The following is a 26726-nucleotide window of genomic DNA, read 5'->3' as shown; positions in this document are numbered from 1 at the left end:
TAAATAGGGGAAGAGCCTTCAGGCTCTTCCCCTATTTCGTATCTGGAGTCTGTACATGGAAAACCTGGACGCACTGGTCTCTCAAGCACTTGAGGCTGTGCAAAGCGCTGAAGACATCAATGCCCTGGAGCAAATCCGGGTTCACTACCTTGGCAAGAAGGGTGAGCTGACTCAGGTGATGAAGACCCTGGGGAGCCTGCCGGCAGAGGAGCGTCCGCAGGTCGGCGCCCTGATCAACGTCGCCAAGGAGCGTGTCACAGAGGTTCTCAATGCGCGCAAGGCGTCGTTCGAGGAGGCGCAACTGAGCGCCAAGCTCGCCGCCGAGTCCATTGACGTGACCCTGCCTGGCCGTGGCCAGACCTCGGGTGGTCTGCACCCGGTCACCCGGACTCTGGAACGCGTCGAACAATTCTTTACCCACATCGGCTACGGCATCGCCGAAGGTCCCGAAGTGGAAGACGATTACCACAACTTCGAGGCGCTCAACATCCCAGGCCACCACCCGGCCCGGTCGATGCACGACACCTTCTATTTCAATGCGAACATGCTGCTGCGCACCCACACCTCGCCGGTCCAGGTGCGCACCATGGAATCGCAGAAGCCGCCGATCCGCATCGTCTGCCCAGGCCGTGTGTATCGCAGCGACTCCGATATCACCCACTCGCCGATGTTCCACCAGGTCGAAGGCCTGCTGGTCGATCGCGACATCAACTTCGCCGACCTCAAGGGCACCATCGAGGAATTCCTCCGCGTGTTCTTCGAGAAAGAGCTGGCGGTGCGTTTCCGTCCGTCCTACTTCCCCTTCACCGAGCCATCGGCTGAAGTCGACATGGAATGCGTGATGTGCAGCGGCAAAGGCTGCCGCGTGTGCAAGCAGACCGGCTGGCTGGAAGTGATGGGCTGCGGCATGGTGCACCCGAACGTGCTGCGCATGTCCGGCATCGACCCGGAAGAGTTCCAGGGCTTTGCCTTCGGCATGGGCGTTGAGCGTCTGGCCATGCTGCGTTATGGCGTGAACGACTTGCGTCTGTTCTTCGACAACGACTTGCGGTTCCTCGCGCAATTTCGCTAGTCGTCACGAATCTATTGGGAGAACAGGATGAAATTCAGTGAACAATGGCTGCGTGGCTGGGTAAGCCCGCAAGTTAGCCGCGACGAGCTGGTGGCTCGTCTGTCGATGGCGGGTCTGGAGGTCGACAGCGTGACCCCGGCCGCCGGCGAATTCAGCGGCGTGGTGGTCGGCGAAGTGCTGAGCACCGAACAACACCCGGATGCCGACAAACTGCGCGTGTGCCAGGTCAGCAACGGTGCGGAAACCTTCCAGGTCGTCTGCGGCGCGCCCAATGTGCGTCCGGGCCTGAAGGTGCCGTTCGCCATGATCGGCGCGCAGTTGCCAGGCGACTTCAAGATCAAGAAGGCCAAGCTGCGCGGTATCGAATCCAACGGCATGCTCTGCTCGCAGGCCGAACTGCAGATTGGTGAAGGCAACGACGGCCTGTTCGAACTGGCCGCCGATGCGCCGGTGGGCGACGACATTCGTGCCTACCTGAGCCTGGACGACGCCAGCATCGAGGTCGACCTGACCCCGAACCGTGGCGACTGCCTGTCCCTGGCGGGCCTGGCCCGTGAAGTCGGCGCGCTGTACGCAGCTGACGTCGCGCGTCCAACCGTACCGGCCGTTGCCGCCGTGCACGACGAAGTGCGTCCGGTCGAAGTCCTCGCGCCGGCAGCTTGCCCGCGTTACCTGGGCCGCGTGATCCGTAACGTCGACCTGTCCAAGCCGACTCCGCTGTGGATGGTCGAGCGCCTGCGTCGTTCCGACGTGCGCAGCATCGACGCCGCGGTCGACATCACCAACTACGTGATGATCGAGTTGGGCCAGCCGCTGCACGCCTTCGACCTCGCTGAAATCAATGGCGGCATCCGCGTGCGCATGGCTGAAGAGGGCGAGAAGCTGGTGCTGCTCGACGGCCAGGAAGTCACCCTGCGTAGCGATACCCTGGTGATTGCCGACCACAACCGCGCCCTGGCGATTGCCGGCGTGATGGGTGGCGAGCACAGCGGCGTGAACACCGCGACCACGCGCGACATCTTCCTTGAAAGCGCATTCTTCGATCAGATCGCCGTCGCTGGCAAGGCTCGTTCCTACGGTCTGCACACCGACGCTTCGCACCGCTACGAGCGTGGCGTGGACTGGAAGCTGGCCCGTGAAGCCATGGAGCGCGCCACTGGCCTGCTGCTGGAAATCACCGGCGGTGAAGCCGGCCCGATCATCGAAACCGTCAGCGAAGCGCACCTGCCCTCCGTGGCACCGGTGAGCCTGCGTGCCGAACGCGTCACCCAGATGCTCGGCATGGAAATGGACTCGGCTGAAGTCGAGCGCCTGCTGACCGGCCTGGGCCTGGGCGTGACCGCCAGCGGGGCAGGGCAGTGGACGGTTGAAGTGCCAAGCCATCGCTTCGACATCAGCCTGGAAGTCGACCTGATCGAAGAACTGGCGCGTCTGTACGGCTACAACCGCCTGCCGGTTCGTTACCCGCAAGCCCGCCTGGCGCCAAAGGCCAAGGCTGAAGCCCGTAGCGGCCTGCCTGAACTGCGTCGCCTGCTGGTGGCGCGTGGTTACCAGGAAGCGATCACCTACAGCTTCATCGATCCGAAGCAGTTCGAACTGTTCAGCCCAGGCGTCGAGCCGCTGCTGCTGGCCAACCCGATTTCCAACGACATGGCGGCCATGCGCTCGTCCCTGTGGCCGGGCCTGGTCAAGGTGCTGCAGCACAACCTGAACCGTCAGCAGGATCGCGTGCGCCTGTTCGAAAGCGGCCTGCGTTTCGTCGGTCAGCTGGAAGGCCTGAAGCAGGAGCCGATGCTCTCTGGCGTGGTCTGCGGCAGCCGTCTGCCGGAAGGCTGGGCGCAGGGTCGCGATGCGGTCGACTTCTTCGACGTCAAGGCTGACGTGGAAGCGGTGCTCGGCGCTGCCGGCGCACTGGACAGCTTCACCTTCGTACCGGGCCAGCACCCTGCGCTGCATCCGGGCCAGACTGCTCGCATTGAGCGCGACGGCAACCTGGTCGGCTTCCTCGGCGCGATCCACCCGGAACTGTCCAAGACCCTGGGTCTGGACCGTCCGGTATTCGTCTTCGAGCTGGTGCTTGCAGAAGTGGCGGCGGGCAAGATGCCGAAGTTCAGCGAGCTGTCGCGCTTCCCTGAAGTGCGCCGTGACCTGGCCCTGCTGGCGGACAAAGGCGTGGCAGCCAGTGCCGTGCTGGAAGTCATCCGGGAAAACGCGGGCGAATGGCTGACGGACCTCAGGCTTTTTGACGTTTATGAGGGTAAAGGCATTGATCCTCATAGAAAAAGCCTGGCCGTTGGCTTGACCTGGCAGCATCCATCGCGCACTCTTAATGACGATGAGGTGAACTCCGCAACGCAAAATATCCTCACCTCGCTTGAAACCAGGTTGAACGCCACGTTAAGGAAGTGACGTATGGGGGCTCTGACGAAAGCTGAAATGGCGGAACGTCTCTACGAGGAGTTGGGTCTTAACAAGCGCGAGGCCAAGGAATTGGTCGAGCTGTTTTTTGAAGAGATCCGCCACGCACTCGAAGACAACGAGCAGGTCAAATTGTCGGGTTTCGGCAATTTCGATTTGCGTGACAAACGCCAGCGGCCTGGCCGCAATCCAAAAACGGGAGAGGAAATCCCGATCACGGCACGCCGTGTGGTCACCTTTCGTCCAGGGCAGAAGTTGAAAGCCCGAGTTGAGGCCTATGCTGGAACCAAGTCATAACGACGAGCTCCCGCCGATCCCAGGCAAACGCTACTTCACCATTGGTGAAGTCAGCGAGCTGTGTGCGGTAAAACCGCACGTGCTGCGCTACTGGGAACAAGAGTTTCCTCAACTCAACCCCTCCAAGCGGGGCGGTAACCGCCGGTATTACCAGCGCCACGACGTGCTGATGATCCGCCAGATCCGCGCCTTGCTGTACGACCAGGGCTTCACCATCGGCGGGGCGCGCCAGCGCCTCTCCAGTGACGATGCCAAGGAAGAGAACATCCAGTACAAGCAACTGATCCACCAGATGATTGCAGAGCTGGAGGATGTGCTGGTGGTGCTCAAGAAGTGAATTTTTTTGGAAATAATACTTCCAAAATTCAAAAGCTTAGGTTAAATTCCTAATCGCTTTCAGAGGTTTGAAAGCACAGCTACTCAGTGTCGGGGCGTAGCGCAGCCCGGTAGCGCACTTGCATGGGGTGCAAGGGGTCGAGTGTTCGAATCACTCCGTCCCGACCAATATTTGATGACAGAGCCACCTTCGGGTGGCTTTGTTGTTTTTGGGATAATGACTTTCCGAGTGGCGCCATCTGTTCCATCATCCAGGGTGGGGCTGCGATTCGGCAGGTCAATGACGCATATCAGGGAGCAGACGCAATGCTGATCCACTCCATCCAGCTGGCGAACTTTCTCAGCTTTGGTACTTCGTCCACCCCCGTACCCTTGAGTTCGCTGAATGTCATTATCGGGCCGAACGGGTCTGGCAAGTCCAACCTCTTGGAGTCCATCGAGTTGCTGCGCAGTGCGCCGGAGCAACTGTCGAAACCTATCCGTGAAGGCGGTGGTGTCCGTGACTGGCTTTGGAAAGGGGCGAAGGGAACGCCAACTGCTGCCCTGGACTTTGTGATCGCCCACCCCAGAGGGGCGCAGAATCTGCGTTATCAGCTGGCATTCACGGAAGTCGGGCAGCGCTTCGAGATCGCGGACGAGCGCGTCGAGAACGAAAAGCCGGACGGGGCGCGTCATGCCCAGCCGTATTTCTTCTATCACTTCAACGGCGGCCGGCCGGTGCTGAACCTGAAAGGTGGGGGCAGCCGTTCCCTACAGCAGGAAGATGTCGACCTGGAGAAGTCAATCCTATCTCAGCGTCGCGACCCGGATCAGTACCCGGAAGTGACCTACCTGGGGCAGACGCTGGGCAAGATCCGGCTTTACAGGGAATGGAGTTTTGGCCGCTACACCACGCCTCGGCTGCCGCAAAAGGCAGATTTGCCCAACGATGTATTGGAACCGGATTGCAGCAATCTCGGCCTGGTGCTTAACCGGCTACGCCGCGACCCGGCGGTCAAGCGGCGTCTGTTGACGGCCCTGCAGTCGCTTTACAGTGGTATCGACGACTACGATGTGCAGATCGAGGGCGGTACGGTTCAGGTGTTTTTCCACGAAGGGAACATGACGGTGCCGGCGACTCGCCTGTCTGACGGTACCTTGCGCTATCTGTGCCTGCTGGCGGTCCTGTGCCACCCCAATCCGCCCCCGCTGATCTGTATCGAAGAGCCTGAACTGGGGCTGCACCCGGATATTTTGCCGACTTTGGCGGATCTGCTCAAAGAAGCGTCGACGCGCACGCAACTGATTGTGACCACGCATTCCGATGTACTGGTCGATGCCATGAGCGATCAGCCTGAGTCGGTCCTGGTGGCAGAGAAGGGGGAGTCCGGTACGACGCTGACACGCCTGAATGCCGAGAAGCTCAAGCCTTGGCTGGAGAAATACCGGCTGGGCCAGCTGTGGACGCGAGGTGAAATCGGAGGGACGCGCTGGTGAAGCTCTATGTCGAAGGAAGGGGGAGTGCAGCTTCATTGCGAACGGCCTGCCGTGAGGGTTTTTCGAAGCTTCTGGACAAGGCCGGCTTCAAGGGGCGTATGCCCAGAATCGTGGCGTGTGGCAGCCGTAATGACGCGTACGATTCTTTCTGCACCGCGATACGCAATGGCGAGAAGGCCATGTTGCTTATAGATAGCGAGGCGCCGGTGATCGCGGCGGCGCAACCGGGTGATGCGCGCGAGGCCGACGACCGCGCCAACTGGTTGCCATGGCAACATCTGCTCCAGCGACAAGGGGATGGTTGGAAAAAGCCTGAGGGCTCTGAGGACTGGCAGTGTCAGCTGATGGTGCAATGCATGGAAAGCTGGTTGCTGGCGGACCGGCAGGTGCTCAAGGAGTTTTTCGGGCAGGGTTATCAGGAAAATAAACTGCCGGCGCTGGGTAATTCTCTTGAGCGAGTGGCCAAAGAGCGTGTCTACGATGCGTTTGCTGATGCAACTCGTAATTGCAAATCCAAGGATCAGTACGGCAAGGGCGAGCATTCCTTCAAATTGTTGGCGTTGATTGACCCGGCCAAGGTTAGTGAGGCTTCGCCTTGGGCCAAGCGGTTTTTTGAGATGCTTGAAAAGCGTATGTGATTTATTGGAGCGTTGTATCTCCGGTATGATTTGATCACAGGGCCACCTTTGGGTGGCTTTCAGGTTTCTAGGGTGTGCGGTTTAAACCTGCTCGATGACGGGCTGGTGCCTAGGTTGAAATTTTTTGACAAAACCACTGTCCACTAATCCAGTATTTAGTTTACTCTGTATAAATAGTAATCAAAAGGTTGGACTGGGCGTGGACATAATCACTTTTCGCCGTTCATCACTGCTTTGTTTCCTTGTCATGCCTTCGCTTGTAATAGCAGTTATCGTAGCCTGTCAACTGGGATATATGTCTGGCAGCACTTAAGTTCCAGATGTGATTTCTTCTATTATCAACTGGCGAATATCTTCAAGAGTTTTCTATGATAATTTTTTGGGGGTATGATCATATGTGCGCTCATTACTGGCTACGCAGCATTTCGGAGAGATGAATTCGTTAGGGGGGGTAGAGAGACTGTTCGATGCCGTTGGTAAACTAGTTACCAATAATTTTTATTTCTGGTCAGGAAATTTTTTAGCTTACACTCTGGCCTCTAAAATGCTAAGTTTTGTCGAGCCTATAGATAGCCAAGGGATTATGGTGCTTCTGGCTTTGACTCTGGCAATTGCTCTCGAGTTTTTTCTTTCTTTCATGAAGGTCTTATTTTTCCGCCCTCGGTTTCAATAGTCATGAGAGTTTAGTCGTCAAAGTTAATCGGTTTGCTAAGATGGTGAAATAGGGGGGGCGGTGCTGAGTATTGACGATGCTTCCAATCAGAAGTTTAGATTGTGCACCTGCACCTCTAGGATTCATCACAACACTTTTTGACGTAGAAGTTCCAGCTAGTATTAGTTAGGCTTTGTACGAAATAGTTTGAAACGCAGGTTGGGTAAGGCAAAAATTGCGAGAAAGCGGAGTTGACTGGTTGTCAATGAGCATTTCGAGCCGGTTTTTAACGCCGCATCACCAAGTTTCAAGGTATTTTGTACATAGCCTAAGAGCTGAGCTCTCACCTGATCTATAACGTATGTAGGTAGCGCAATTTTTCGGATTGCGCTCCTGGGTTCGCCAGTCGAGGATTGGGTGCCAGCGTGTAAGAACTCTAATCGCTGTCGTGCTCTCGTCAGCGCCCTCAATTGCCTATCTCACTTGTGTTTAGGCAAACCGGTATGTAATCTCTTGATGTCATAATGATGTTGCTCAGCGATCGTGAGCCCGCTTGGAAAGTGAAGCGCTTTTGTGACGAGTGTGGCTTAGTCAAATTTTAGGAAAGGAATTGAAGGATGCAGATAAATCCCACGCACGCGTCATTTGGTGTGATTTTTGACGGACGCTCAGTTTTCGAAGTACCTCGATATCAGCGTGGTTATGCTTGGAACGATGAGGCGATAGCTGATTTTCTTGGGGATCTAACTGTTTGCTTTGAAGCACGCCGAGAGGATGATCGGTCAAGAGAGCATTTTTTTGGCGGTGTTTTGAGTGTACGTCGCCAGATGCAAGGTGTCGCAAATGAATCAAAATTCGAGTTGGTAGATGGCCAGCAACGAGTTACGACGTTGACTCTTCTGGCGGCTGCGTTATATGAGAATTACCAGAAGATATTCGCTGAATTAGCTGTCGCTGGGGATGTTTATAGAGAGCGTATTGAGCTTCGTAAATCGCGCCTCAAGAAGTGCTTTATAGAATATTATCAAGAAGTTAATAAAGAGATACGGAGGGTCAACGTACTTACGATGTCAAAAAATGATGAGCCCTTCTTTAGGTCAATGCTTGTCGGAGGAGGCCTGAAACCATCTAGGGACTCTCATAAGAAATTGAATAATGCTTTTATGAAACTAAGAGGGTATGTTTCAAATTATGTTGATAATGTTCTTAGTGTTGAAGAAAAGCTTGATGTTTTAGAGCGATTGCAAAATGTTTTGCTTTCTGATTTTTCTGTTCTTCATATGGTTGCAGAAAATAAAGCGGATGCGTATCGGTTATTTCAGGTTATTAACGATCGTGGCGTTTCGTTGACAGATGGCGATTTGTTGCGTGCTAGAGTTTTAGAGCTTTTAGAAAATCATGAAATTGAGCAGTATGAAGTTGAGAGCATGTGGGATGAAATACTCTCTGATGAACCAAATGTCACGCTAAATTATTTACATTGGATTTACGAATCCCATGCTTTTGTACGAGCTAAAACATCTAATCTATCTGACGCTTTTTTTGGGTATTTCTTTCCAAATGTCAATTACGATGTATGTACTGCTGAGCAGGCGCAGCAAATTTTGGCCGCGATGAAAAAAATTCATTCGGATGTTCAGCTTTGCAGAAAAATTGTCGAAGGTGAGTGGCCATATGAGGAGCGACGCCCTGTTACGCCTTGGGATCGATCACGGCTAAAAGCATTGATTGTTGATCTGGGTCATACTCTATGTGTTCCATTGATTTTAGCACTCGCTGAAAGAGATGATGTTACATTTAGAAATGCAGTGTTAATGCTTGAACGAAGCTTCTTTAGATATAAAATTATCTGTGGGGAGCATGTGACGCCGCTGAAAAATCTGTATTATGCAGAGTCAAAAAATATTAGGAATTCTGGTGATTCCTATGACTCAAGTTCCTTGCGCGAAAAATTGAATCAGCTTTTGGAAGAAAAGGCCCCAGTTAAGAACTTTAACTCTGGGCTTTCTACTTTGAAATATCAGGCGAGAGATGGTGGAAATAAGCCGATTAAGTATTTGCTCTCTACAATAGAAAGCTATGCCGATTGGTATGATAAGGGGGCTCATGGAGCGCCAAGCTGTATAGAGGGGAATAGAATTTACGATTTTACGCATACATCGATAGAGCATATTTATCCAAAAAATGCTGCCATTGATGATGTTTGTGTAGAAATTGAAGATCTAAAAAATTCCATAGGGAATTTGACGCTTCTAGATCCTGCGCCGAACACAGATTCTGGGAATGATTCTTTTGCTAAGAAGCGTCAGATGTACGCCCGCTCTTCGCTCTACTTGAATCGGCTAATTTCTCAAAATGAGAAATGGGGACTTTCTGAGTTAGAGGCGTATCATCAAAAATTGTTGAAGATGGCGTCAGCTATTTTCGTGGCGTGAGTATATTAATGACCTAATGAACTCGGGCACCCAATTCAGGTGGATTTCACCGAGTCGGGGCCTGGGGGCTTAACAGAGCCTGAATTGTGGCGAAATAGCCACGGTTGATGACAGGTGTTAAAGCTTTGTAATTGAACCGCCAATCCCAATGCATTTAATCAGTTTTTGATCCTATGTGACATGCTTGATTAGGCTGTCAACCATGTTAAAAAGTGATGTGTGCATTGGGGATATTTTCTTAGTGGTATCGCAACGAGAGTAATGGCGAGGCTAGCCTCGCCTTATGGGTTCTTGCTGGTCGGGGTGTTAATTATTTACTAATCAGTTGCGCTACGTCTTTGATTGAACGTACATGCCCCATTTTATGTAGTCCTACCTCAATCAGCGACGCAACGTGCCTTACTGGATCCCACTCGATGGCATTCTGGTGTGTGAATTGCCTGAGCAGTGCTTCGTAGATATCCAAGTGCTCGCCAAATAGAGTTGGGGCGTTGAACTCCTGCCCGTCTAGGTCCGATACACTGGCATTGCCAAGTCCATTCTCGTCCCCTAGTGCAAGCGCTATCGCGAATCTACTCAAGATATTAGGTGTCAGGCCTGTTTTCGATTTGAGAAATTTCAGCTTCGCAGTTGATGATGCTGATATTTTAAATTTATGCGGAAATGCGTTCATGCGTTTTGTGCCCACCGCCAGAAATAGCCTTCCTCTGCTTGAGTGGAGCGAGTTTCTGGATTATATACCAGATGATAAGAGTGCGAAATTTTTCCCTGCAGGCCTTCATAGAATGCGTAATCAATTTCGGTATCTGTCGAGAGAATGATGACTTGATGACTCGTCTTTGGGAAATAATTCTCTACGAGTTTTTTTCGATGAATCGAGTCCAGTCGGCCTAATGGTGTGTCGATCACAACTGGCAAGCTTCGCCCCGAGGTGCGAGCTAGTGCTTCCAAAATAGAGATCGCAAAAATTTGCTTCTCGCCGGCCGACAGCTCTTCTTTGCGGAGTATGATGCCTTCATCGTCGATCAGAACTACCTCGAAGGAGCTCGGATTGATCTGGATGCTGAGATTCCGATCTTCTTTGCGGGCAAGGCCATTGAATGAGGTGTAAAACTGCGACTCGAGCTCTTTGAGTTTTTCAATTCGAGCGCGTGTAGAGAACTCTTTCAGTACATCTCTAGCGTTTTGTGCGAGCCCGGTTAGGCGCTCCTCTTCCTGGGACTCAGCAATTTCTGTATAGAGATCGTCTAACTGGCTTGCAGCCACTGACAAACGAGCGAGGATGGCCTTTGCATCCTCTGCGATTACGGATTTTTGCTCCTCAAGAGCTGAAAGCCTCCCCTGTAGCTGCCCTTGTTCGTTAAACAGTGGAGTCAGCACTTTTTCGTCGGGGGCTCTAGCGATATTTTCCTTGGCTGATTCGATCTGATTATCAGTTTCCTGAAGTGTCATCACCAAGTCGGAGGCTCGTTGTTGGAGCGAGCCGACCTCATTCAATAGCCGGTGGGAGATACTGAAACGTTGGGTGTCCGAGAACTCGTGAACTGGAAAACGCTGTTCAGCCCTGTGTGCAACTTCTGAGCCGAATGTCCTGAGAAAAATATCTTGAAGGGCAGGGAGTTGCTCCTTCGTCATCGCAAAGGTAGATTCGACTTCTGCTAGAAAATTACTCTGCTGACGCTGTAAGTACTCGGAGAGCACCTGCGCTTTTTCTGCGCGTTGCTCAGCGTCTATCTGCGCTAGCAGTTTCTCATTGAGGCTTTGAGTTATTGCGAAAGGTAGTAGGCCGCTGAGCATGTCATGCAGTGTGTGTTCTATAGCCTTTTTTTCACTAAGTAATGAATCGAGGTTTACCATTTCCTCTTGCCTGGAGGCGCTCCAGGCACCGCCACGTGCGTTGATGCTTGCTTCGATTTTGCCAAGGTTCTTGTTTGCCTCGACAGTATTCGTGCGCATGACGAGAAGCTTTTCGCGTATTTCTCCAAGCTGCTTCTTCAGCTCCTTGTACGTCTTTTCCGCTTCGGCAATTTTTCGCTTACGATCTTCAGAAGCCTTTTTGACCGAGCGCCCTCTGATAATAACGGAGAGATCGGAGTGCAATCTATCGATGAGATCCAAGCCCAAAAGCTTGTTGATAGATTCACGCAAGGCATCTCCGGATGTTTCTTCGGCAAGGCTCGCAATTTTTTCACCGTCGAAGAAAAATAGCTCAGAAACGCCGATCGGGATCAGCTCGTTGAGAAATGCTTGTGCCTGATCATAGGACAGCTCGGTCAAGGGGTGACCGTCCCTTGAAATGATCAGGCCTTCTTTTACCTTTCCAGCATGGTCAACAAACCAATCACGTGTCAGTTGATAGCTCGATATGACGCCATATTGTGCATAGCGAAAGGTCAGGTCGACGGATGCACGCGTAGGCTTAGCGATACTGTTATGAGCTCTGTGTATGCATTCACGGAGGTACTGATGATACTCGGCAATTGTTGCGCCGGAACCCAGTACGCCTTTGCCGTACAAGGCAAGCTTCAGCGCGCTCAGGATGGTTGTCTTGCCGCCGCCGTTTAGGCCGCCAAATAAAACGATAGGCGCGTTTTTTCCTCTTTTGACCTTAGGAACCAGGTCAAAGTCGTGGGCTCCGCTAAACACACGGAAATCTAGTACTGAAAGGGAGTCAATAATCATTGCAGCAAGCCATCTAGGTCGGCTTTCAGAGATTCGAAAGCAGTCTTGTACGTGTCGGTAACTTTAGGTTTGGCGCGTCGCTCCATCGCTTCGTCCAATCCACCCCAGTCTTGTTCCAAGACTTTCTGCAACTCGTCCAGGATACCTTTTCGGCGCGAGAGCCCGGAGAACGACAACTCTGTATCGATGAGCTTCATGATCAGAGCTGCTGGAACGCCGCGTTCAGCCTCAAGCTTGTTGAGAATGGCAGCATCAGGTTCAGTAAACGCGCCGGCATCGTTTTTGATCCACTCGATCGTATCTTCGGGGTAAACCTCACCGTAGATTTTAGGAAGCGAATCAATCCAGTCTGGCTCATTTGGATCCTTGAGCCACTGTTGGCGTATCACTTGCAGTTCATCGCGGCCGATCAGCTCAATCTCGCGATTGGTTTCACGAATACCTTTCTCAATTTCCAAAAGTAGTTTCAGCCACTCGCGGCGGTATTTCATCCAGTACGGACCAGGAACGTGCTTGGCGGCGGTACTGGAGTCGTCATCGATAGCCCCTCTTGCGAAGGTCACTTTCCCAGTACGACGCTTGTAGTTGCGGAACTCAGTTTTGTTCTCGGGCAGGGAGCTGGCGTGCAGCTGGTTGCGGAACTGGAGCAGCGGTAACATCCAGTCCTCTCCGCTGTTTACGAGCCCCTCGATTGCTTTGTCGTGTGTCACGACTGTGCAGGTCCAGCAGCCAAAACGCGAGTTACCGCACGATGGTGTGTTGGTATCTATGACGAGCGGACATTCTCCAGCGTTGGAGTCTTTGTAAAGCTCAAACAGTACTCGATTCGAGCCGCCCCAGGGCCTGGCAGCGCTCATGAGGTATTCCCAGACATCGTCAGCGTGCCATAGCTCAATGGGCATGTAGGTATACGCATTGGGTAATGTCGTGTGTCTACCCAATGCTGAACCGTCGATTTTGTGGCGTGTGATTACCTGGGCTCGTGTGGAACTTTCCTCTCGCCTGGAACCAAGCACAACCACGACTTCACCGAAGCGAGCGACTTTGTCTTTGATGAACTCGCTCACAGGGTCAATTTTCATTCGCTCAGTACACCAGCGGAACGCTTTGGTCGGGGCAGGGTACCCTTTGCCCAAGAGGTTGGCCCAAAACGTTTCAGCGACTTCAGGAGTGACAGAGTGTGCTGTCATCGGCAGTTGGTCCTGAATCGCCTGAGCATTCACCGATTCAAGCACTTGGCGGATCATATCGACGACTACAGGGGTTTCCACTCGAGTGTCAGAGGAAACCACGTACACGTGCTTATGGCGTTCCACTGGCGGTAACATTTTTAGTGCGTAATATGTGAGCGAAAGAATGACAGTGGAGTCTTTGCCACCGCTAAAACCCACTACCCATGGCCGATTATCAGCCTTGTAAATGCTCTGAAGCTCGCGGACAGCGTCCGCTAATGGTCTACCTGCAATGATCGCTTCTTGGACGAAATCATCATGTGATGTATAAAGAAATTGATCATTACTCATTGTTGAGAAAACCTGTTTTCTAACTCTCGCTCAACCGTAGACAGCGGTACACCAAGTTTCTTCTTGATGAGACTGGCGGTAAGTGCAACGTTCGTTGTGGCTTTGGATATCCGGCCGTGAACCATGGCACGACCTTCCCATTCAGGATTGGCTCTGGACCAATCGATGCTTCGCAGCTGTTTGATGGTTTTTTTCCATTCGGATTCTTTGCGGATAATCAGCTCGGCACCGACAAGCCCCATCGCTTGCAGCATCACGCCGTGGGCATGGATGTAGTTATCTCGCAGTTCAGACGTCGATAGTTCTTTGTTTTTTGCCCTGACCCAATCGGGCAGCTGGAGAGAGACCTCTTCCCAGAAAGACTTCGCGAGCTCTCTCTCGTTTTGTGCGATGAGATCACCTTTTCCTTTTTTTAAAAGTACGCGGGACGCATTCTTGATGGCGCTGAGGGTAAAAAGCCTGGAGCTGCGAGGGGAAAGGCTGGACTTTTCCAGCTCGGTCATCCTGGAGAAGACTTCTACATTTTTTGCCAGGTACCTAGCGAGGTCAGAAATCTGGTCTCTGTGATCGTACAGGGTGCTGATTGAATTGCTCGGACGAACGGCATGCTTGTTGAGATCAGCGAACATTTGCTGGCTGCGATTGAGTCCTTCATCAATAAAGAAAAGGACCGGGATATTGTCGTGGCCAAGCTCTGGATTTTCACGGATGGCCTGTTCGATGGCTGCACGGCGATGCTGACCGTCGTTGATCAATATAGGTGCTTCCATCGGTATTGTTAGCGTGCCGATGCTCTGTGCTAGGCCAGTGTCGGAAGCAGGGGTGAATTGGACAACGCCATCCACTGATGCAGTGATCGCGGATAGGGTGTAATCGTCGCGATTATCCAGCAAATAGGCTGAGATTTCTGGCACTCGGGCGAGGTTTAATGTGCGCTGCGCACGCAGATCTGCTGGCACATTGTCCTCGTTGAAAATGAATATTTTGGGCACAAGGCGCATGGGGCACATCGCAATGTAGCAAGGCCGTCCGGCTTGGATGCCCCTGACGCATGGGAAGGAGTGGACGTAAATATTCATGGCTCAGAACGTGTTTTTACTATGAGTACGTCATTTTGCATATTTTTAACGTACACGCAAGGTGAGCATGACCCATGCGGGTCGATTCGGAGCCTTGGACCAGGCGCTTCGGTCATCCCTGGTGCGGAGAAGTCATACCTCGACGAAAGTGACCAATGACTGAACTCCTAGGTGGCGGATGATCGCCGCTGCGACCTCTGTGCTGCCATCCGTAAATAATTTATCCTTGGTCTGCTTGTAGACATCTCTCCATTGGAAGTTTTGTTGGTTGCTGATTTTTTCGATTCTTAGGATCTGCCGCAATACTGAACGGGCAAACTCTAGGACGAGAACTATGCTAGGTTTAATGTCGCCGTGAGTGTAATGGAACTTGTTGCGCAGATCTATGTAAAACTTACAGGAAGTATAGTCGGAAGCGTGCAGAAGGTTGAAGTGGTTTCCGACGCTTTTATAGATTGGGTTAAAACCTAGAATCATCTTTTTGTCGAGTATGTACACGTCCGTGAATGTGCCTCTTTTGTCCGTGTAGTTGGCGATGGTAGCATTGTGTAAGAATAAGGCACCTGCTGTGTAGCACTCATAGGCTCGAAAAATGTGCATGAATGCCTTGCTATATAGCTGGCGGCGCATGGATAGCTCGTAACCCAAATAGTGCATTACTGACATCACCTTGTAGACACAAGGAAAGCCGTTCTGGAGGGTCGCGGTGGGGTAAGTGTTGGATAAGTCGGTGGCATTGGTGGGGCATACCATGAGCAGACCATTGCAATAACTGATGAGCGTGTCGATGGTATGCTTAAATATGCTGAACGTTGACTTGAGGTTGCCTATATAATCGACGAATGCTTTGAGTTCGTGCAGTTGAAGCCCATCGAGGTCGGTGCCGAGACTCTTATTCCTCAGCAACCTGTCGGGCAGGAAGCTGTAGCCAATCAATAGTCGGTTGATATGACGGACTAGTTCATTGTGCTCCCCGCAGGCCGCTTCAATAGTGTGTTTAACAATCGGGTGTAGATGCTGAGTGTCGTGAAGATAGCGGGTGATATTCTCGTGATTCGTGGTGAAGTCCGTATCGCGCAGCTGGGGGACCTCCGCTGAGAGCCCCGTATCGAGATCATATTTAATAAAGCGTCGATCTGCATCAGCTGGTAGATAGGCGTGCACCAAGAAATGCTCCGCCGTGGCCAGAACAGTGCTGCCTGGCACCAGCAAGCAGCGAGGGCAGATTTCCACCGTAGCATAAATATGCTGCGTAAGATCGGCCAGTAAGCTAGGAGAGCCAGAGACGATGAGAAACTCAGAGTACTCTAAGGTTGCAGCGCATAGCAGCTCCTTACGAGGTGGATCAAGGTTATCTCCGTCCAAGATGGAGAAGAAAACATCCTTACAGTTCCTCATCAAACTCCTCACTCTTGGAGTAAATAAAGTCCTTGGCTTTCAGGGTGCGAACCAAGTCATTAAAGGAGTCAGTCAGATTTTCGGAGATGAGTGTGCCGATCAGCGTGTCGAACTGGGTTTTTGAAGAGTCGCCGCCAAATTCCTTCATCTCTCTAGATTTGTCTAGTTCGGCCGCGTACAGTCGCTCGCGCTCAAATGCTGGAAGATTAAAGTTAGTGCGGTAGGATTTCTCGAAAACCTTGCGCTTGTCTTCCCGCATCTGGTTGATAAAACTACCTACTTCCTCTTTGGCTAATTCCGATATAACTTGCTGCTCTTTCGGGTCGGTGGAGTCGGTTTTATCTGCATTAGATAACAGTAGTCGGACAATCTGGCGTTTCGCCGACTTGGTTACTTTAATGCGAGAGCCACTAAAAATTGTGTCTTGGAGATAGAGGTGCCGTTCATCGAAGAGATCAGATTTTGGCGGGAATGAATTCGCCACGAAAATGGTTATGTAATGAGAAGCTCGTGTCAGTGGAATACCATTGGCAATGAATTTTGCGCAGAGGAGGGACCATGCTTCAATCATGGCCTTTTGGAAAATGGTTTTACGCGAAAAATCGGGTATTGTATTGTCGATTAATGTTCTCAGTTTTTCCCGTACCATCGCATGCATGGCGAGCGCCGGTTTGGACAGGATGTCGTTGAACAGTACATGCCCTTTAACGATGGAAAACACGTTTTGGTCGTTACGACGTTCGCGCCTGAGCTCCTCCTCGATGGTGGTAAAGTAGTTTTTGAATTGAGCGCAGTACTCTGCATAGAAAGGGGTGTTGAAGAACATTTCAACCAGTGCTGGTGTGATGGTTTCGTTCACCAGGGAAATAAGACGAGCGCGATGGCGAGACAGGAAATCGCGCCACGGGAAATACTCCGGCGCGCTTCTTTCCTCGTCGTATTCGTCGGAACCAAAATCAAACTCACTCGATTGTCTATCAATGCCCAGAATGGCAGCCAGCAGCTTGACGCCATTTTTGGTTTTGAAGAGCTCCTCGAAGGCGCTGTTAATCACGCCGATGCTGGTCAGGGTGTGTTCACGAGAGATCTCCAGTGATTGTTTGTGGTTTTTCGTATTCCATTCGATTAAGCCGAGGCCCTCTCCATCCTTCTGTTCCAGCACCGCTTTACAGAACTCTCGGCAAATAATGGAACCTAAAGTTTGCTCCGAGAGCAAGGTGAGGAAATGCCCGCTGACACGCTCTACAGTCGAGTTCACGTCGACGAAGAGATTTCGAAGTACTTCTGGGACTTTAGGTTGTATGTCGCGGCTATTCTCAATCGAGTTGGGTGGGTAGACTAGGCAGATAGGTAATGTCAGATCTTTTACCAAATCTCTGTGACTGGCTCGCAATGCGTTTAACGCAAATAGTCGATGTTGCCCGTCAATTACCACAAGCCTGGCGCCCCTCACTCCGTTGGGGGTGATATTCACCTGGATTTTTGCATTGTCTACTGTAATCGCTACAGGGTGGTCTCCATCGCCACAGGAAAATATTCTAGGCTCTTCCTGGTCGACTTGATAATTTGTGACTTTCAGTACGCCTGGCCACTCTCTGGTATGTAGTGTGCCGATGTTGTCAGTGTCAGAGCTAAATGTTGATTTTGGGTAGTAATCTTCGAGGCGTTTATCTTGGTCGACATAGACAACGCCAACTAACAGTGGAGGTAAAAAGACGATGTCCTTTTGAACGCCTTCTTCCTTTGCCAAGTACTGGCTGATTTCGGCAATGGCTCGTTCTTCATCAATGTCGCGCTGGATTAAATAATCAAAGTTTAGGTCGGTGTTGACGTCTTTGGCGTAGGAAAGATACGAAAGCTCATCGATTTTGAAAGATGTCATCAAGTATTCAATTGGGATGGAGCCGTTAGTTTTGAATATTCCGAATGCGCCATCTTTTTCAAACTCGTATCGGAAGGGGGCGGCAGTTTGTCGTCTGGTCATAGTGAGTTTAAATTAGTTAGTAAGTTTAATTATTTACGGTAAATGCAGAGCGTCATCCTGGTTAACTGCGGCACGTGCTTTGAGGATATGGATTGGGCTCCAACGAGGTTGTACGGTAGAGGACGGACACGTAAGGTCGTAGGCTCTAACAGCTCAAGGTGCATTTCATATGCTTTCTGCGCCAACACCCATCTCCTTCGGTTGTCAATCGGGGATGCCTTACACGTGGATAGGATGAATCTTACCTTATAACGAGCATCTGTTTGCACCTCATATGGTGTTCGCTTGCCAAGTGCTCACTTCTTCCCTTCGATGCTGGCGACGTAGTTTTTCAGAGCGTCGTTCTTCGTCTTTCCGTTCATACCATGGTGGATCTCACGGTGGCAGGCTGGGCAGATAGCCCCCATGTATCGCGGATGGTCTAGGCCGCCATCTGACAGCCTGTTGACGTGGTGAGGCTCCAAATAAGCGTCCCCATTCATCTTCAAGAAGGGAGCCGGCTTTTCGCAGCTTTCGCAGATGCCTTTGGCTCTTCGCAGAACGTACTCGGCGATGCGTTTGCTTCGGCGATAGACCGTTCTGAGGGCTGAGCTTCCCTCTGCGGCAAAACTTGACTCAGCTGCGGCGTAGGCATTCTCTCTGGCTTGCTCCAGAGATGTACCAGAGTCCTCCACGTCATTCTCTTCTGAGTGGGTGCCAACGTTGAGCTCAAGCCCAACAGGAACGAGGTTGAATATCACGATCTTTCGATCGTCACCTCGCTTATCTGGGCCTCGCTCCCAATCGAGGCTGGCACAGGTGAATTCACCGACGTAGCGCTGCCCTTCGCCTTTGCCCAATGACTTGAACACGTAGAGGGATTTTCCAGTCTCTGCGTGCTGCTGGATCGCCAGATTCCTTTTGGTGAGCGTCATGTCACCGATTTGGCCCTCGCCGGTATACCGGAAAACACCATCTTCACCGTGTTTGTCCTCATACCCATACTGCTCACCGGAGTCACCGCTGAAAATGAATATGGCTGGCGCTTTGGCTGAAGCGGAAATACCGCTCTGCCAACTTCCGCCAAACAGTTCATGAATCTCGCTCTGACGGTCATAGACCTGGTCCACAACGAATTTCAGTTCAGGGGCAGTCGAGCGTTCGAACTCCACGATTGTGAAGCCGTGCCGCTCCAGGTAGCTGTTGGTGGGCTTGCCGCCGGAGAAGAGGCCCACGGGGACGCCTGTCGCCAGAGAGACGATTTTCTTGGCGGGGTAGATCTTGTGATTGACGCTGATCGCGTAGCGATGAGCCTGATTACCTGTCCAGCCTTTCCACTCAGGAGTGCTGCGATACTTCTCGTCGAACTGCTTCAGAGCGCGCTCAAGCTTCTCTTTTTTGACGGCAGGGAGTTTCAAAGCAACGTCCTTGTTGGCGGCAGTGATCTTCTGGGGGGGCAATGCTCGCCTGCTCAGGAAAATGATGCAATGGCTAAATGATGGCTTTTTCGCTGATCGCCTTGATTGGCAAGGCTTGCGGTGTCCCATATTACGGGGCAGATGGGGTATGGCTGTATGCTACTAATCGAGCGTTGACGTAGAATCTCTGCGACGTTAGCTCAGGCTCGGATGTAGTCAATGCAAGGCAAGCAGCAAGACATGGAAGTTTTGGAGGGTTGGCGTGCGTTTGTTGAAGCGGCTGGGATCGCCAAAAGCCCTATCAAGGAGGCTGATGTTCATGAGCATCAGCAGATCAAGCTCAGCAGGAAAAGCCTCCAGGAGAATGACCAGGGGTTTTGCTTCTCTCTGTCTGATGTTCAGGCGTCGACCCTAAAGAGTCGTTTCACTAAGACGGATGATGAGGGGGTAGTGCAATCCGATGCGCTACAGCTCGGTTTTCCGTTGCTGCGTGTCACTGAAGGTTCGAAAACCTTTTTCCTTCCCTTGTTTCGATACTCCCTGCCCGATACCTGGCACAGCGAGGATTCTCTGCAATTCACTGTGCCGGTGAAGCAAGGCTCCGAAGTTGCGCCAAACGTTGATGCCTTCCGCCTGTACTTGGATATTGATATCCAGGAGCTGGGGGCCGAGCGGCACATGATGAGCATCGCTGCTGCTTGCATGGAGGACATGCAGACGAGTTTTGGCGAGCTTTTCGGTGAGTTTCTGCGTTGGATCAAGCAGCGTTTGGACGACTTGGGCGAAAGCTCAGCCAAAAGCGCGACGGCGTCTCTGGAGTTAGCGTTCACTGCAATCATCTGTCCGGAGGTGAATGCTGACTACAACACCAAGGAGCAGTTGAAGGATTACAAGGTGCTCTTGCAGCGTTCCAATCTGCAGGAATTGCCGTTACTTCGGCAATACATCGAGCACCGCTCTGCTGAAGTTGCCTCAACGTCTTCCTTGTACTTGCGTCCGCCCTACGGCCTGTTCGAGCGCGAGTATCCATTGGGGCGCGGACAGATGATGGCGTTGGCTCAGGTTTCGAGTGGCGCGTCGTTGTTGGCGGTGCAGGGGGCTCCGGGCACGGGCAAGACAACGCTGTTCAAGTCGCTGATTGCCAGTCAGATCGTGGAGCGGGCGTTGGCATGCATTGGCGGCAATGACCGCAATCTAGGATTGGTGGTTACCTCTACGGCGAAGAAGGCCGTCGAAAACGTCATCGATGACCTGCGTGGCGATGCTTATTTAGAAAACCTCAACTGGCTCTATTTCCAGGGGGGAGACAGTGTTCAGGTGACGAATGAGCTTCAGCGTGTCAGTGGGCTGTTACGCTAGCTTGATGCTGAGCTCCACGATCTGGATAAGCAGAAGGCGCTGGCAGCGAAGATCATCGAAAACCGGCGCTTGATTGATGTCAGCCTGAGTCGATTCGAGGAACTGAACAAACAGCTCGACGAGGCGACGGTGCCTTTGAAGGGGATGTCGCCTGAGGACTTTGAAGCGCAAACAAGGCTGTTCGGTAGTGATGTGTCTCGACAGTGCTCGGAGTTGGGCTTGTCCGTCGAGCGGGGGACTGACATCGCCCAGCAATGTGCGGAGGCGCTCGCCCGTCTCGACGTCCGAAGGAATGAGTACGCACACGCCCAAAAGTGGCTGTCTAGTGGCTATGGCAAATTGGTTGGCGCTCCTTTCGGCCTTGAGACGTATCGTGATTGGTTAGGCAGTTCGCTGAGCGAGAACCTTCAGCACCATTTTGCCGAGCACCCAGCGGGTGGGTTGGGCCTTCTTCTTGCCAAGTGGTTTGGTGGAAAGTACCGAGCTGCACGCGAGCACCTGCTCAAGGCCTACCCTGATGATTTCTCGCGTTACGGTTTGGTCGGCCTCGACCATCTGCAGTTGGCGAAGCTGGCGCGCAACCGCAAGGAACTGATTGCAGCCACTGGCGCCGATCAACTGTTGAGCGCAGCTGGGTGGGAGGAGTCCGATGCCGAGAAAGACAGGGAACGGGCGCTGAAGCGGCTATCGACTGACGTCGCTGAGCTCACCTCTCGCGTCGTTGACTTGCACCGCTATAACGGTGCCAAACGTGCTCTGCAAGACGAGTTTCCTGAAGGGGATTGGTTCGAAGTGCTGCGCATGCGCTTCATCGTGCAGCAGCGTGCGTTGTTCGAGTCTGCAATTGATTACCTGTGGCAGGAGTTGCTGCGGCAGAAGGCTTCGCTGCGCCAGGTCTTGTCCCTGTGGAGCAGCATGCTCAGCGGCAAGCAAGACAGTGGGTATTACCGCTGGAAGGACAAGCTGGAAGAGTTCTACCGCCTGATCACGTTGGCTTACCCAGTGATGGCGTCGACCTTGGCGTCGGCGCATAAATTGGCCGGCTACAAGCTCGCTGACCTGAATGGGTTCACGCCGTACCAACTGAGTCTGGTGGATGAGGCGGGGATGATTTCGGTCGAATCATTGGTGCCGCTGCTGGCACGTAGCTCTCGGGCAATCGTAGTTGGCGACCCTTTGCAGATCGAGCCTATACGTTCGTTGGACAAGGCCGCAGCGGAGAAACTGAAAGCCAGGTATTTTGAAGACAACACGCTCTATGAGGCGGTCTCGCCCATGCTGGTGACGGCCTATCACCGAGCCGCGGGCACCTTGACCGGAGGTGTTTCTGATATAGGAAATGGCATCGTTCTGGATGAGCACCGACGTTGTCAGCCTGCAATTGCCGCGCTGTTCATGAGCATTGCCGAGTACAGCGGGGTGCAGGTGCGCACCACGAAACCTGACTCCAGAATTCAGGCCGCCTGCGCCAACATGGGCGGTTTCAATTTGATGTTTTACGGGGTTCAAGGGCGTCGAGCGCTGATGCCCTCGCCCGAATGGCCGAGATCTGTGCAGAGTCGTTCTTCGTCAATATGGAGCACCAGAGTCCTTCTTTTGAGAGCGTCAGCAACAGCGGCGTGAAGCACTATTTTGACTGCGACCACATCACGGCGTTTGAGTCGTTGGTCTCCTCAAGCCGGCACTCCTTTACGGTAGTCGTCCCCTGGATTCGTCAAGGAAAGAGCAGCAATCATCCTCCATTGAACATTCTTCGCGCCGCTCAGGATCGTGGTGTTGCGGTCACCGTCTACTACGGTCACGACTGGGCTCACAGGGCTGATGCTGATGATGGAGATCAGGGGCTCATCCTGGCTTATCGCCGCCACCTGGGAGAGGAGAATGTCATTCGTCTACCAGGAGGGACCCACGAGAAGATCCTTCTGGTCGACGAGCAGGTCGCAACGGTAGGCAGCTGGAATTGGCTTTCTCACAGTTACTATCGGTACTGCGCAATGCCCGATTGGCAGAACCTGTCGTTGCGTCGCGAGACCAGCGTGGAGCTGCGAGATCCTCAACTGATCGCTCAGCTGAAAGCACGAATTGCTCAAGAGCCGAGGCAGGGTGGGGCGCCAGTCTCGTGATATGTCTGGCGCGGTTGCCGAGCCATGCCTCGATGTCATTGTTGTTGGGACTCTCCTACTCCTGGGCGTTCAGGCCTCTGCCGGCGGAGGTTCCTTCTCGATCAAAACATTCAGCCTGCGTTGTGCCAGTTCGATCAGGTGCACAACTCCCATTGCAACTTTCCGGTGGGGGCCTGTGAGATTGTCGGCATTTTCATAGGCGGTTGCAGCCGCGCTGTCCATGATCGAATGGATACTGACAAGCAGGTCTTCACGGTTTTGATTGAGGGCTTCGGGTGTATCAGATCCGGGTTGTGCGATGTGATTGTGCTTTGGCGACAAGTAATGGGTGAGGGCGCGGTCTGCTGCTTCGGGGGCGATTTTGTTTGGCGGGTTTGGTGTGACTTTGAACATGGCGTATCTCCAATCCGGTAGCTGGAGCCGTCACGCCATCGCGACTAAACGATATTGGGTGGCGGCTGTACGCAGGTTAGTCGACCGGAAGATTGGAGAAACCGGCGCACCCGAAGGTGCCCTGCGCACAGCCACCATAAAACTGCAGGCAATGAAAAATACCTGAGTTCAGGGGAGCGCTGTGCGCCAATCTATCGCGGGCGACTAAACCCGATCACTGATGAGCAGTGATGGGCTGAAGATAGTCATCGAGATTGACTGACACAAGCGATCCGAATTTTCTAGGAAATTTCACGCGAGTTAAAGCGATATGTCCTGCTCGCGTGAAGAGGTCTTCGAAAAAAGTGAAAGTGTTTGTTGAAAGCACGTTCTGATAACGCGGGTTGTGCCTGTTCGCTGCATCAGGCTCGTTCAGTTAAATCAGCTGCCGGGAGCTGCTCCTCCATATCGCGGTTACCGCTACCGGCCCACCATTCACCGCCGCCGTCGACGTAGCGCTTACGCATGTTGGCGGCCAGGGTCTGCAGGTCCTTGGGCATGCATTCGTCTGGATCGTGGGCGGGTAGGGGCATGCGGATCTTCCAGAGGTTGGCGCCTTCGATTAGGGCGAAGGCTTGGCCTTTAGGAAGGCTGACGACGTGGGCGGGCTCAATCAGGGGGACGCTGGTGGAACTGACCCGGTCTTGGGTGTTGCTGGTGAAGTCGGTGTTGCCTGAGATGTCGGAGCTGTCTGTAGCGCCGCTGACGAGGGTGGTGGAATAGACGTCGACCTTGGGGAGTTGGCGGGTGAGGAGTTCGGCGGTGGCGGTTTCTCGTACGCGCAGCATGAAGAGGTTGTTGAAGTTGCCGACCACCTGACCGGCCTTGGCGCGGTTGCCGATGCGGGCTTCGATGTCGCTGATGGTTTGGGTGTAGGCAGTGACCTGAATGCCCGCGCCACCGCCCTTGTTGATCATCGGAATGAACTCGTTGCCCATCAGTTCGTTGAATTCGTCGGCGTGCAGGTTGATGGGGACTTTCTGCTCTTGGTCGGCGTTGTGCAGCCCACCGTCCAGACCAAATTTGTAGATATGCCCGGCCACTGACACGAGGTCTGCGAACATCGAGTTGCCCACGGCTGCGGCGACCTCAGGATCGGAGAGGGCGTCCAGGCCTACATACACGATGCCTCGCTTACGAATGATCTGCATCCAGTCGAAAATGGGGCGGGGGTCGTCCAGGGCGCTGTAGTTGGGGGAGATCAGTTCGGCCATGCGTCCGGTGGTGAGTTTCTCCAGCAGGGGTAGGAGTGAGGCCACGATCTTGTCGAAGTAGGTTTTGTCGTAGCGTACGGCGGAGCGCAGGCCATCCATGACGGGATCAGCCACGCGAGTCTGCGAAAGGTATTGGTCGATCGCTGTGACGCGGGGGAGACGGCCGCGCATGTTGTAGGGGGTGTTCTTTTCAGTGAGGTTGCCCTCGATCGTGGCAATGGTGTCCCAGGCACCTGGATCGTGGCGGGCGAAGTAGTCGCTGCTGTAATCGATGAACAGGGCATCGATGTTGATCACGTGCTGTTGGATCTGCACGTAGTCGGGGCGGTTGCCTAGCTCCACCAGGGCGCGAGCGATGATGTTGACGAAGCGCCAGGCGAACTCGCGAAAGGCAGCGCTGTTGCCTTCGCCGGAAAGTTGTCCGGAGATGCGGCTGGCGACTTCCGAGATGCGTCCAAAGCGGCCTACGGCGTTGTAGCGGGCGGAGAAGTCAGGCCAGCCCAGGTGGAAGACGTAGAACTCTTTTTCCCGGCCTGCGCGGCGGGCTTCGACAGTACATGCGCTTGAGTAAGTCGGCGTCGCCCTTGGGGTCGAAAACAATGACCGGTTCGAACTCCGAGAGGCCGTTGATGCGTTTCTCTCGACGAATGTCCTGGGTGATGAACAGTTCGGCCAAGCGCGTTTTACCGACTCGAGTGGTGCCCAGTACCAGGCTGTGGCCGACGCGTTCTCCAAGAGGAAGTGAGACCGGAATTTCGTTGGGCTCTACACCATGTAGGCGAGGTGATCCGCCAACGGGCGGAAGTGGGCGCACGGGATTGAGTGGATTGTCCCAGTGGGTGAAGCGGGGAATCAGGCTGAGAGGGAACGCGGCCTTTTCCAGGCGCTGTTCCAACTGGCGAGCTTGTTGGAATAGCGGAGTGGGTTCGACGTATCGGCGAAACTCCGGGCGGTAAGTTTGCATCAGGCGTTGGGTATGTCGTTGCTCCCACTTGAAGCCTATGCCGACAAACAGTCGCTGATTGCTGACTGGGATGTTTTGGCTGGTGATGACGTAGCGAGGCAGGCGACGGATGTTTCGTCGATAGCGCAGGACTGCCAGTCCCTGGCGAAGGCGAACCCAGCCAAGTACGGCGTCTCTTGCGTCGGACAATTCGTCTTTCGTGGCCGGCCTGGCTGCGCGAGTCGGTGGGGCGCTTCGATTACGCGTCTGTGAACCCATTGGCGGCATCCCGTTGTTCAAGACGCGACGCCGTCATTTCCCTTTCACCCACGAAAAAGGAAGTCACCGATGGACCTGAATCTGAAAGGCAAACTCGCGCTGGTCAGCGGCAGCACGGCCGGCATCGGCCTGGCCATCGCCAGCACGCTGGCGCAGGAGGGCGCCCGTGTCATCGTCAATGGCCGCACCCAGTCGTCAATGGACGACGTGGTGGCGCAACTGAAGGCGCAGACCGGCGGCGATGTGCTGGGCTTTGCAGGCGATCTGAGCACGGCGGCCGCGGCCGAGGAAGTCGCAGGGTGCTATCCGGGTGTGGAGATCCTGGTCAATAACCTGGGCATCTTCGAGCCCAAATTGTTTGAAGAGATACCTGATGCGGATTGGCAACGTTTCTTCGACGTCAACGTGCTCAGTGGCGTACGCCTTGCTCGCCTGTTTCTGCCGGCGATGAGGCAGGCCAACTGGGGGCGCATCATTTTCATTTCGAGCGAAAGCGGGGTGCAGATTCCGGTCGAAATGATCCACTACGGCGTGACGAAAACCGCGCAGCTTGCCGTCTCGCGTGGGCTGGCCGAAGCTGTTGCCGGTACGGGCATTACCGTCAACAGCGTCCTGCCGGGGCCGACGAAATCGCGCGGCGTGGGCGAGTTCGTGGAGACCCTTGCCAAAGCCGAAGGCCAATCGTTCGAGGCGTTCGAAAAGGAATTCTTCGAGAAGGTTCGTCCCACCTCGCTCATCAAGCGATTTGGCTCACCGCAGGAAGTGGCCTCTCTCGTGGCTTATCTGGCCAGTCCGCTTTCGTCGGCTACGACGGGCGCTGCGTTGCGCGCCGATGGGGGCGTGATCAAGAGCGCTTTCTAGACCCGCGCCGGCGTTGGGCCGGCGTCTCTCTCCTTTGCGTGCATCCCTGGCTCCTGGATGAGGCGGGCGCACGCATTGTTACCCAACTACCAACCCGCACGTTCCCGGTGCACTCCGTGAGCCATTCG

The 26726-nt window shown here is 53.5% G+C and carries 19 protein-coding genes, 1 tRNA gene and 1 pseudogene; 12 read left to right on the top strand and 9 right to left on the bottom strand.

Features of this window, described 5'->3' with window-relative positions; translation table 11 throughout:
- Positions 1 to 55 precede the first annotated feature (55 nt).
- The 8 genes from pheS (at position 56) to AC6I6U_RS23620 (ending at position 9324) form a co-directional block, all read left to right on the top strand.
- Positions 56 to 1072, top strand: a complete 1017-nt coding sequence (gene pheS, locus AC6I6U_RS23655; RefSeq protein ID WP_010443728.1) for a phenylalanine--tRNA ligase subunit alpha — start codon at positions 56 to 58, stop codon at positions 1070 to 1072.
- Between the two features lie 27 nt (positions 1073 to 1099).
- On the top strand, positions 1100 to 3481 hold the full coding sequence (gene pheT / locus AC6I6U_RS23650; RefSeq protein WP_497878439.1) for a phenylalanine--tRNA ligase subunit beta: 2382 nt from the start codon (positions 1100 to 1102) through the stop codon (positions 3479 to 3481).
- 3 nt (positions 3482 to 3484) lie between these two features.
- Complete coding sequence (gene ihfA, locus AC6I6U_RS23645; protein WP_002553164.1) at positions 3485 to 3787, top strand: integration host factor subunit alpha; 303 nt, start codon at positions 3485 to 3487, stop codon at positions 3785 to 3787.
- The gene (locus tag AC6I6U_RS23640) at positions 3768 to 4124 is read left to right on the top strand and encodes a MerR family transcriptional regulator (RefSeq protein WP_010443730.1); all 357 of its coding nucleotides are present in this window, start codon (positions 3768 to 3770) and stop codon (positions 4122 to 4124) included. Before ihfA ends, AC6I6U_RS23640 begins: the two co-directional genes overlap by 20 nt.
- Positions 4125 to 4214: 90 nt before the next feature.
- A tRNA-Pro gene (locus AC6I6U_RS23635) sits at positions 4215 to 4291 on the top strand.
- 138 nt (positions 4292 to 4429) lie between these two features.
- Positions 4430 to 5599, top strand: coding sequence for an AAA family ATPase (locus AC6I6U_RS23630; protein ID WP_497878438.1), 1170 nt, complete (start codon positions 4430 to 4432; stop codon positions 5597 to 5599).
- Positions 5596 to 6237 (top strand): DUF4276 family protein, encoded by a 642-nt coding sequence (locus AC6I6U_RS23625; protein WP_497878437.1) that lies wholly within the window; start codon positions 5596 to 5598, stop codon positions 6235 to 6237. Before AC6I6U_RS23630 ends, AC6I6U_RS23625 begins: the two co-directional genes overlap by 4 nt.
- Before the next feature lie 1269 nt (positions 6238 to 7506).
- A complete protein-coding gene (locus AC6I6U_RS23620) occupies positions 7507 to 9324 on the top strand; it encodes a DUF262 domain-containing protein (protein ID WP_497878436.1) in 1818 nt (605 codons plus the stop codon).
- A 310-nt stretch (positions 9325 to 9634) separates the two neighbouring features.
- Here AC6I6U_RS23620 and AC6I6U_RS23615 read toward each other — a convergent pair whose 3' ends face one another.
- From AC6I6U_RS23615 to AC6I6U_RS23585, 7 genes are all read right to left on the bottom strand, one after another.
- Positions 9635 to 9997: a DndE family protein gene (locus tag AC6I6U_RS23615; RefSeq protein WP_497878435.1), complete on the bottom strand. Its 363-nt coding sequence runs from the start codon at positions 9995 to 9997 to the stop codon at positions 9635 to 9637.
- Complete coding sequence (gene dndD / locus AC6I6U_RS23610; protein ID WP_497878434.1) at positions 9994 to 12006, bottom strand: DNA sulfur modification protein DndD; 2013 nt, start codon at positions 12004 to 12006, stop codon at positions 9994 to 9996. Before dndD ends, AC6I6U_RS23615 begins: the two co-directional genes overlap by 4 nt.
- Positions 12003 to 13529, bottom strand: a complete 1527-nt coding sequence (gene dndC / locus AC6I6U_RS23605; RefSeq protein ID WP_497878433.1) for a DNA phosphorothioation system sulfurtransferase DndC — start codon at positions 13527 to 13529, stop codon at positions 12003 to 12005. The genes dndD and dndC overlap by 4 nt, the downstream gene beginning before the upstream one ends.
- Positions 13526 to 14608, bottom strand: coding sequence for a DNA sulfur modification protein DndB (dndB, locus tag AC6I6U_RS23600; RefSeq protein ID WP_497878432.1), 1083 nt, complete (start codon positions 14606 to 14608; stop codon positions 13526 to 13528). Before dndB ends, dndC begins: the two co-directional genes overlap by 4 nt.
- 132 nt (positions 14609 to 14740) lie before the next feature.
- Positions 14741 to 16006: a hypothetical protein gene (locus AC6I6U_RS23595; RefSeq protein ID WP_497878431.1), complete on the bottom strand. Its 1266-nt coding sequence runs from the start codon at positions 16004 to 16006 to the stop codon at positions 14741 to 14743.
- Complete coding sequence (locus AC6I6U_RS23590; RefSeq protein WP_497878430.1) at positions 15993 to 17990, bottom strand: ParB N-terminal domain-containing protein; 1998 nt, start codon at positions 17988 to 17990, stop codon at positions 15993 to 15995. The genes AC6I6U_RS23595 and AC6I6U_RS23590 overlap by 14 nt, the downstream gene beginning before the upstream one ends.
- A 296-nt stretch (positions 17991 to 18286) precedes the next feature.
- Entirely contained in the window at positions 18287 to 19429 is a 1143-nt protein-coding gene (locus AC6I6U_RS23585) for an SRA domain-containing endonuclease (protein ID WP_497878429.1), read from the bottom strand.
- A gap of 177 nt (positions 19430 to 19606) precedes the next feature.
- On the opposite strand from AC6I6U_RS23585, the gene AC6I6U_RS23580 reads away from it, so the two are divergent.
- From AC6I6U_RS23580 to AC6I6U_RS23570, 3 genes are all read left to right on the top strand, one after another.
- Positions 19607 to 20746 carry a DEAD/DEAH box helicase family protein gene (locus AC6I6U_RS23580; protein ID WP_497878428.1) on the top strand — a complete coding sequence of 380 codons (1140 nt, stop codon included), beginning with the start codon at positions 19607 to 19609 and terminating at the stop codon, positions 20744 to 20746.
- 69 nt (positions 20747 to 20815) lie between these two features.
- Positions 20816 to 22369 carry a hypothetical protein gene (locus AC6I6U_RS23575; RefSeq protein WP_497878427.1) on the top strand — a complete coding sequence of 518 codons (1554 nt, stop codon included), beginning with the start codon at positions 20816 to 20818 and terminating at the stop codon, positions 22367 to 22369.
- Entirely contained in the window at positions 22366 to 22869 is a 504-nt protein-coding gene (locus AC6I6U_RS23570) for a phospholipase D-like domain-containing protein (protein ID WP_497878426.1), read from the top strand. Before AC6I6U_RS23575 ends, AC6I6U_RS23570 begins: the two co-directional genes overlap by 4 nt.
- 69 nt (positions 22870 to 22938) lie before the next feature.
- Here AC6I6U_RS23570 and AC6I6U_RS23565 read toward each other — a convergent pair whose 3' ends face one another.
- Together AC6I6U_RS23565 and traD are read right to left on the bottom strand one after the other, a co-directional pair.
- Entirely contained in the window at positions 22939 to 23262 is a 324-nt protein-coding gene (locus AC6I6U_RS23565; protein ID WP_497878425.1) for a DUF6124 family protein, read from the bottom strand.
- Positions 23263 to 23663: 401 nt separating this feature from the next.
- A pseudogene (gene traD, locus AC6I6U_RS23560) lies at positions 23664 to 25641 on the bottom strand (type IV conjugative transfer system coupling protein TraD); the annotation flags it as partial.
- Between the two features lie 165 nt (positions 25642 to 25806).
- Here traD and AC6I6U_RS23555 point away from each other — a divergent pair.
- Positions 25807 to 26598 carry an SDR family NAD(P)-dependent oxidoreductase gene (locus AC6I6U_RS23555; protein ID WP_497878424.1) on the top strand — a complete coding sequence of 264 codons (792 nt, stop codon included), beginning with the start codon at positions 25807 to 25809 and terminating at the stop codon, positions 26596 to 26598.
- Positions 26599 to 26726 lie beyond the last annotated feature (128 nt).

The sequence above is a fragment of the Pseudomonas sp. UTLPPB19802 genome (genome assembly GCF_059730225.1).
Note: the sequence above shows the minus strand (reverse complement) of the source record. Positions and strands in the feature narration are given on the sequence as shown.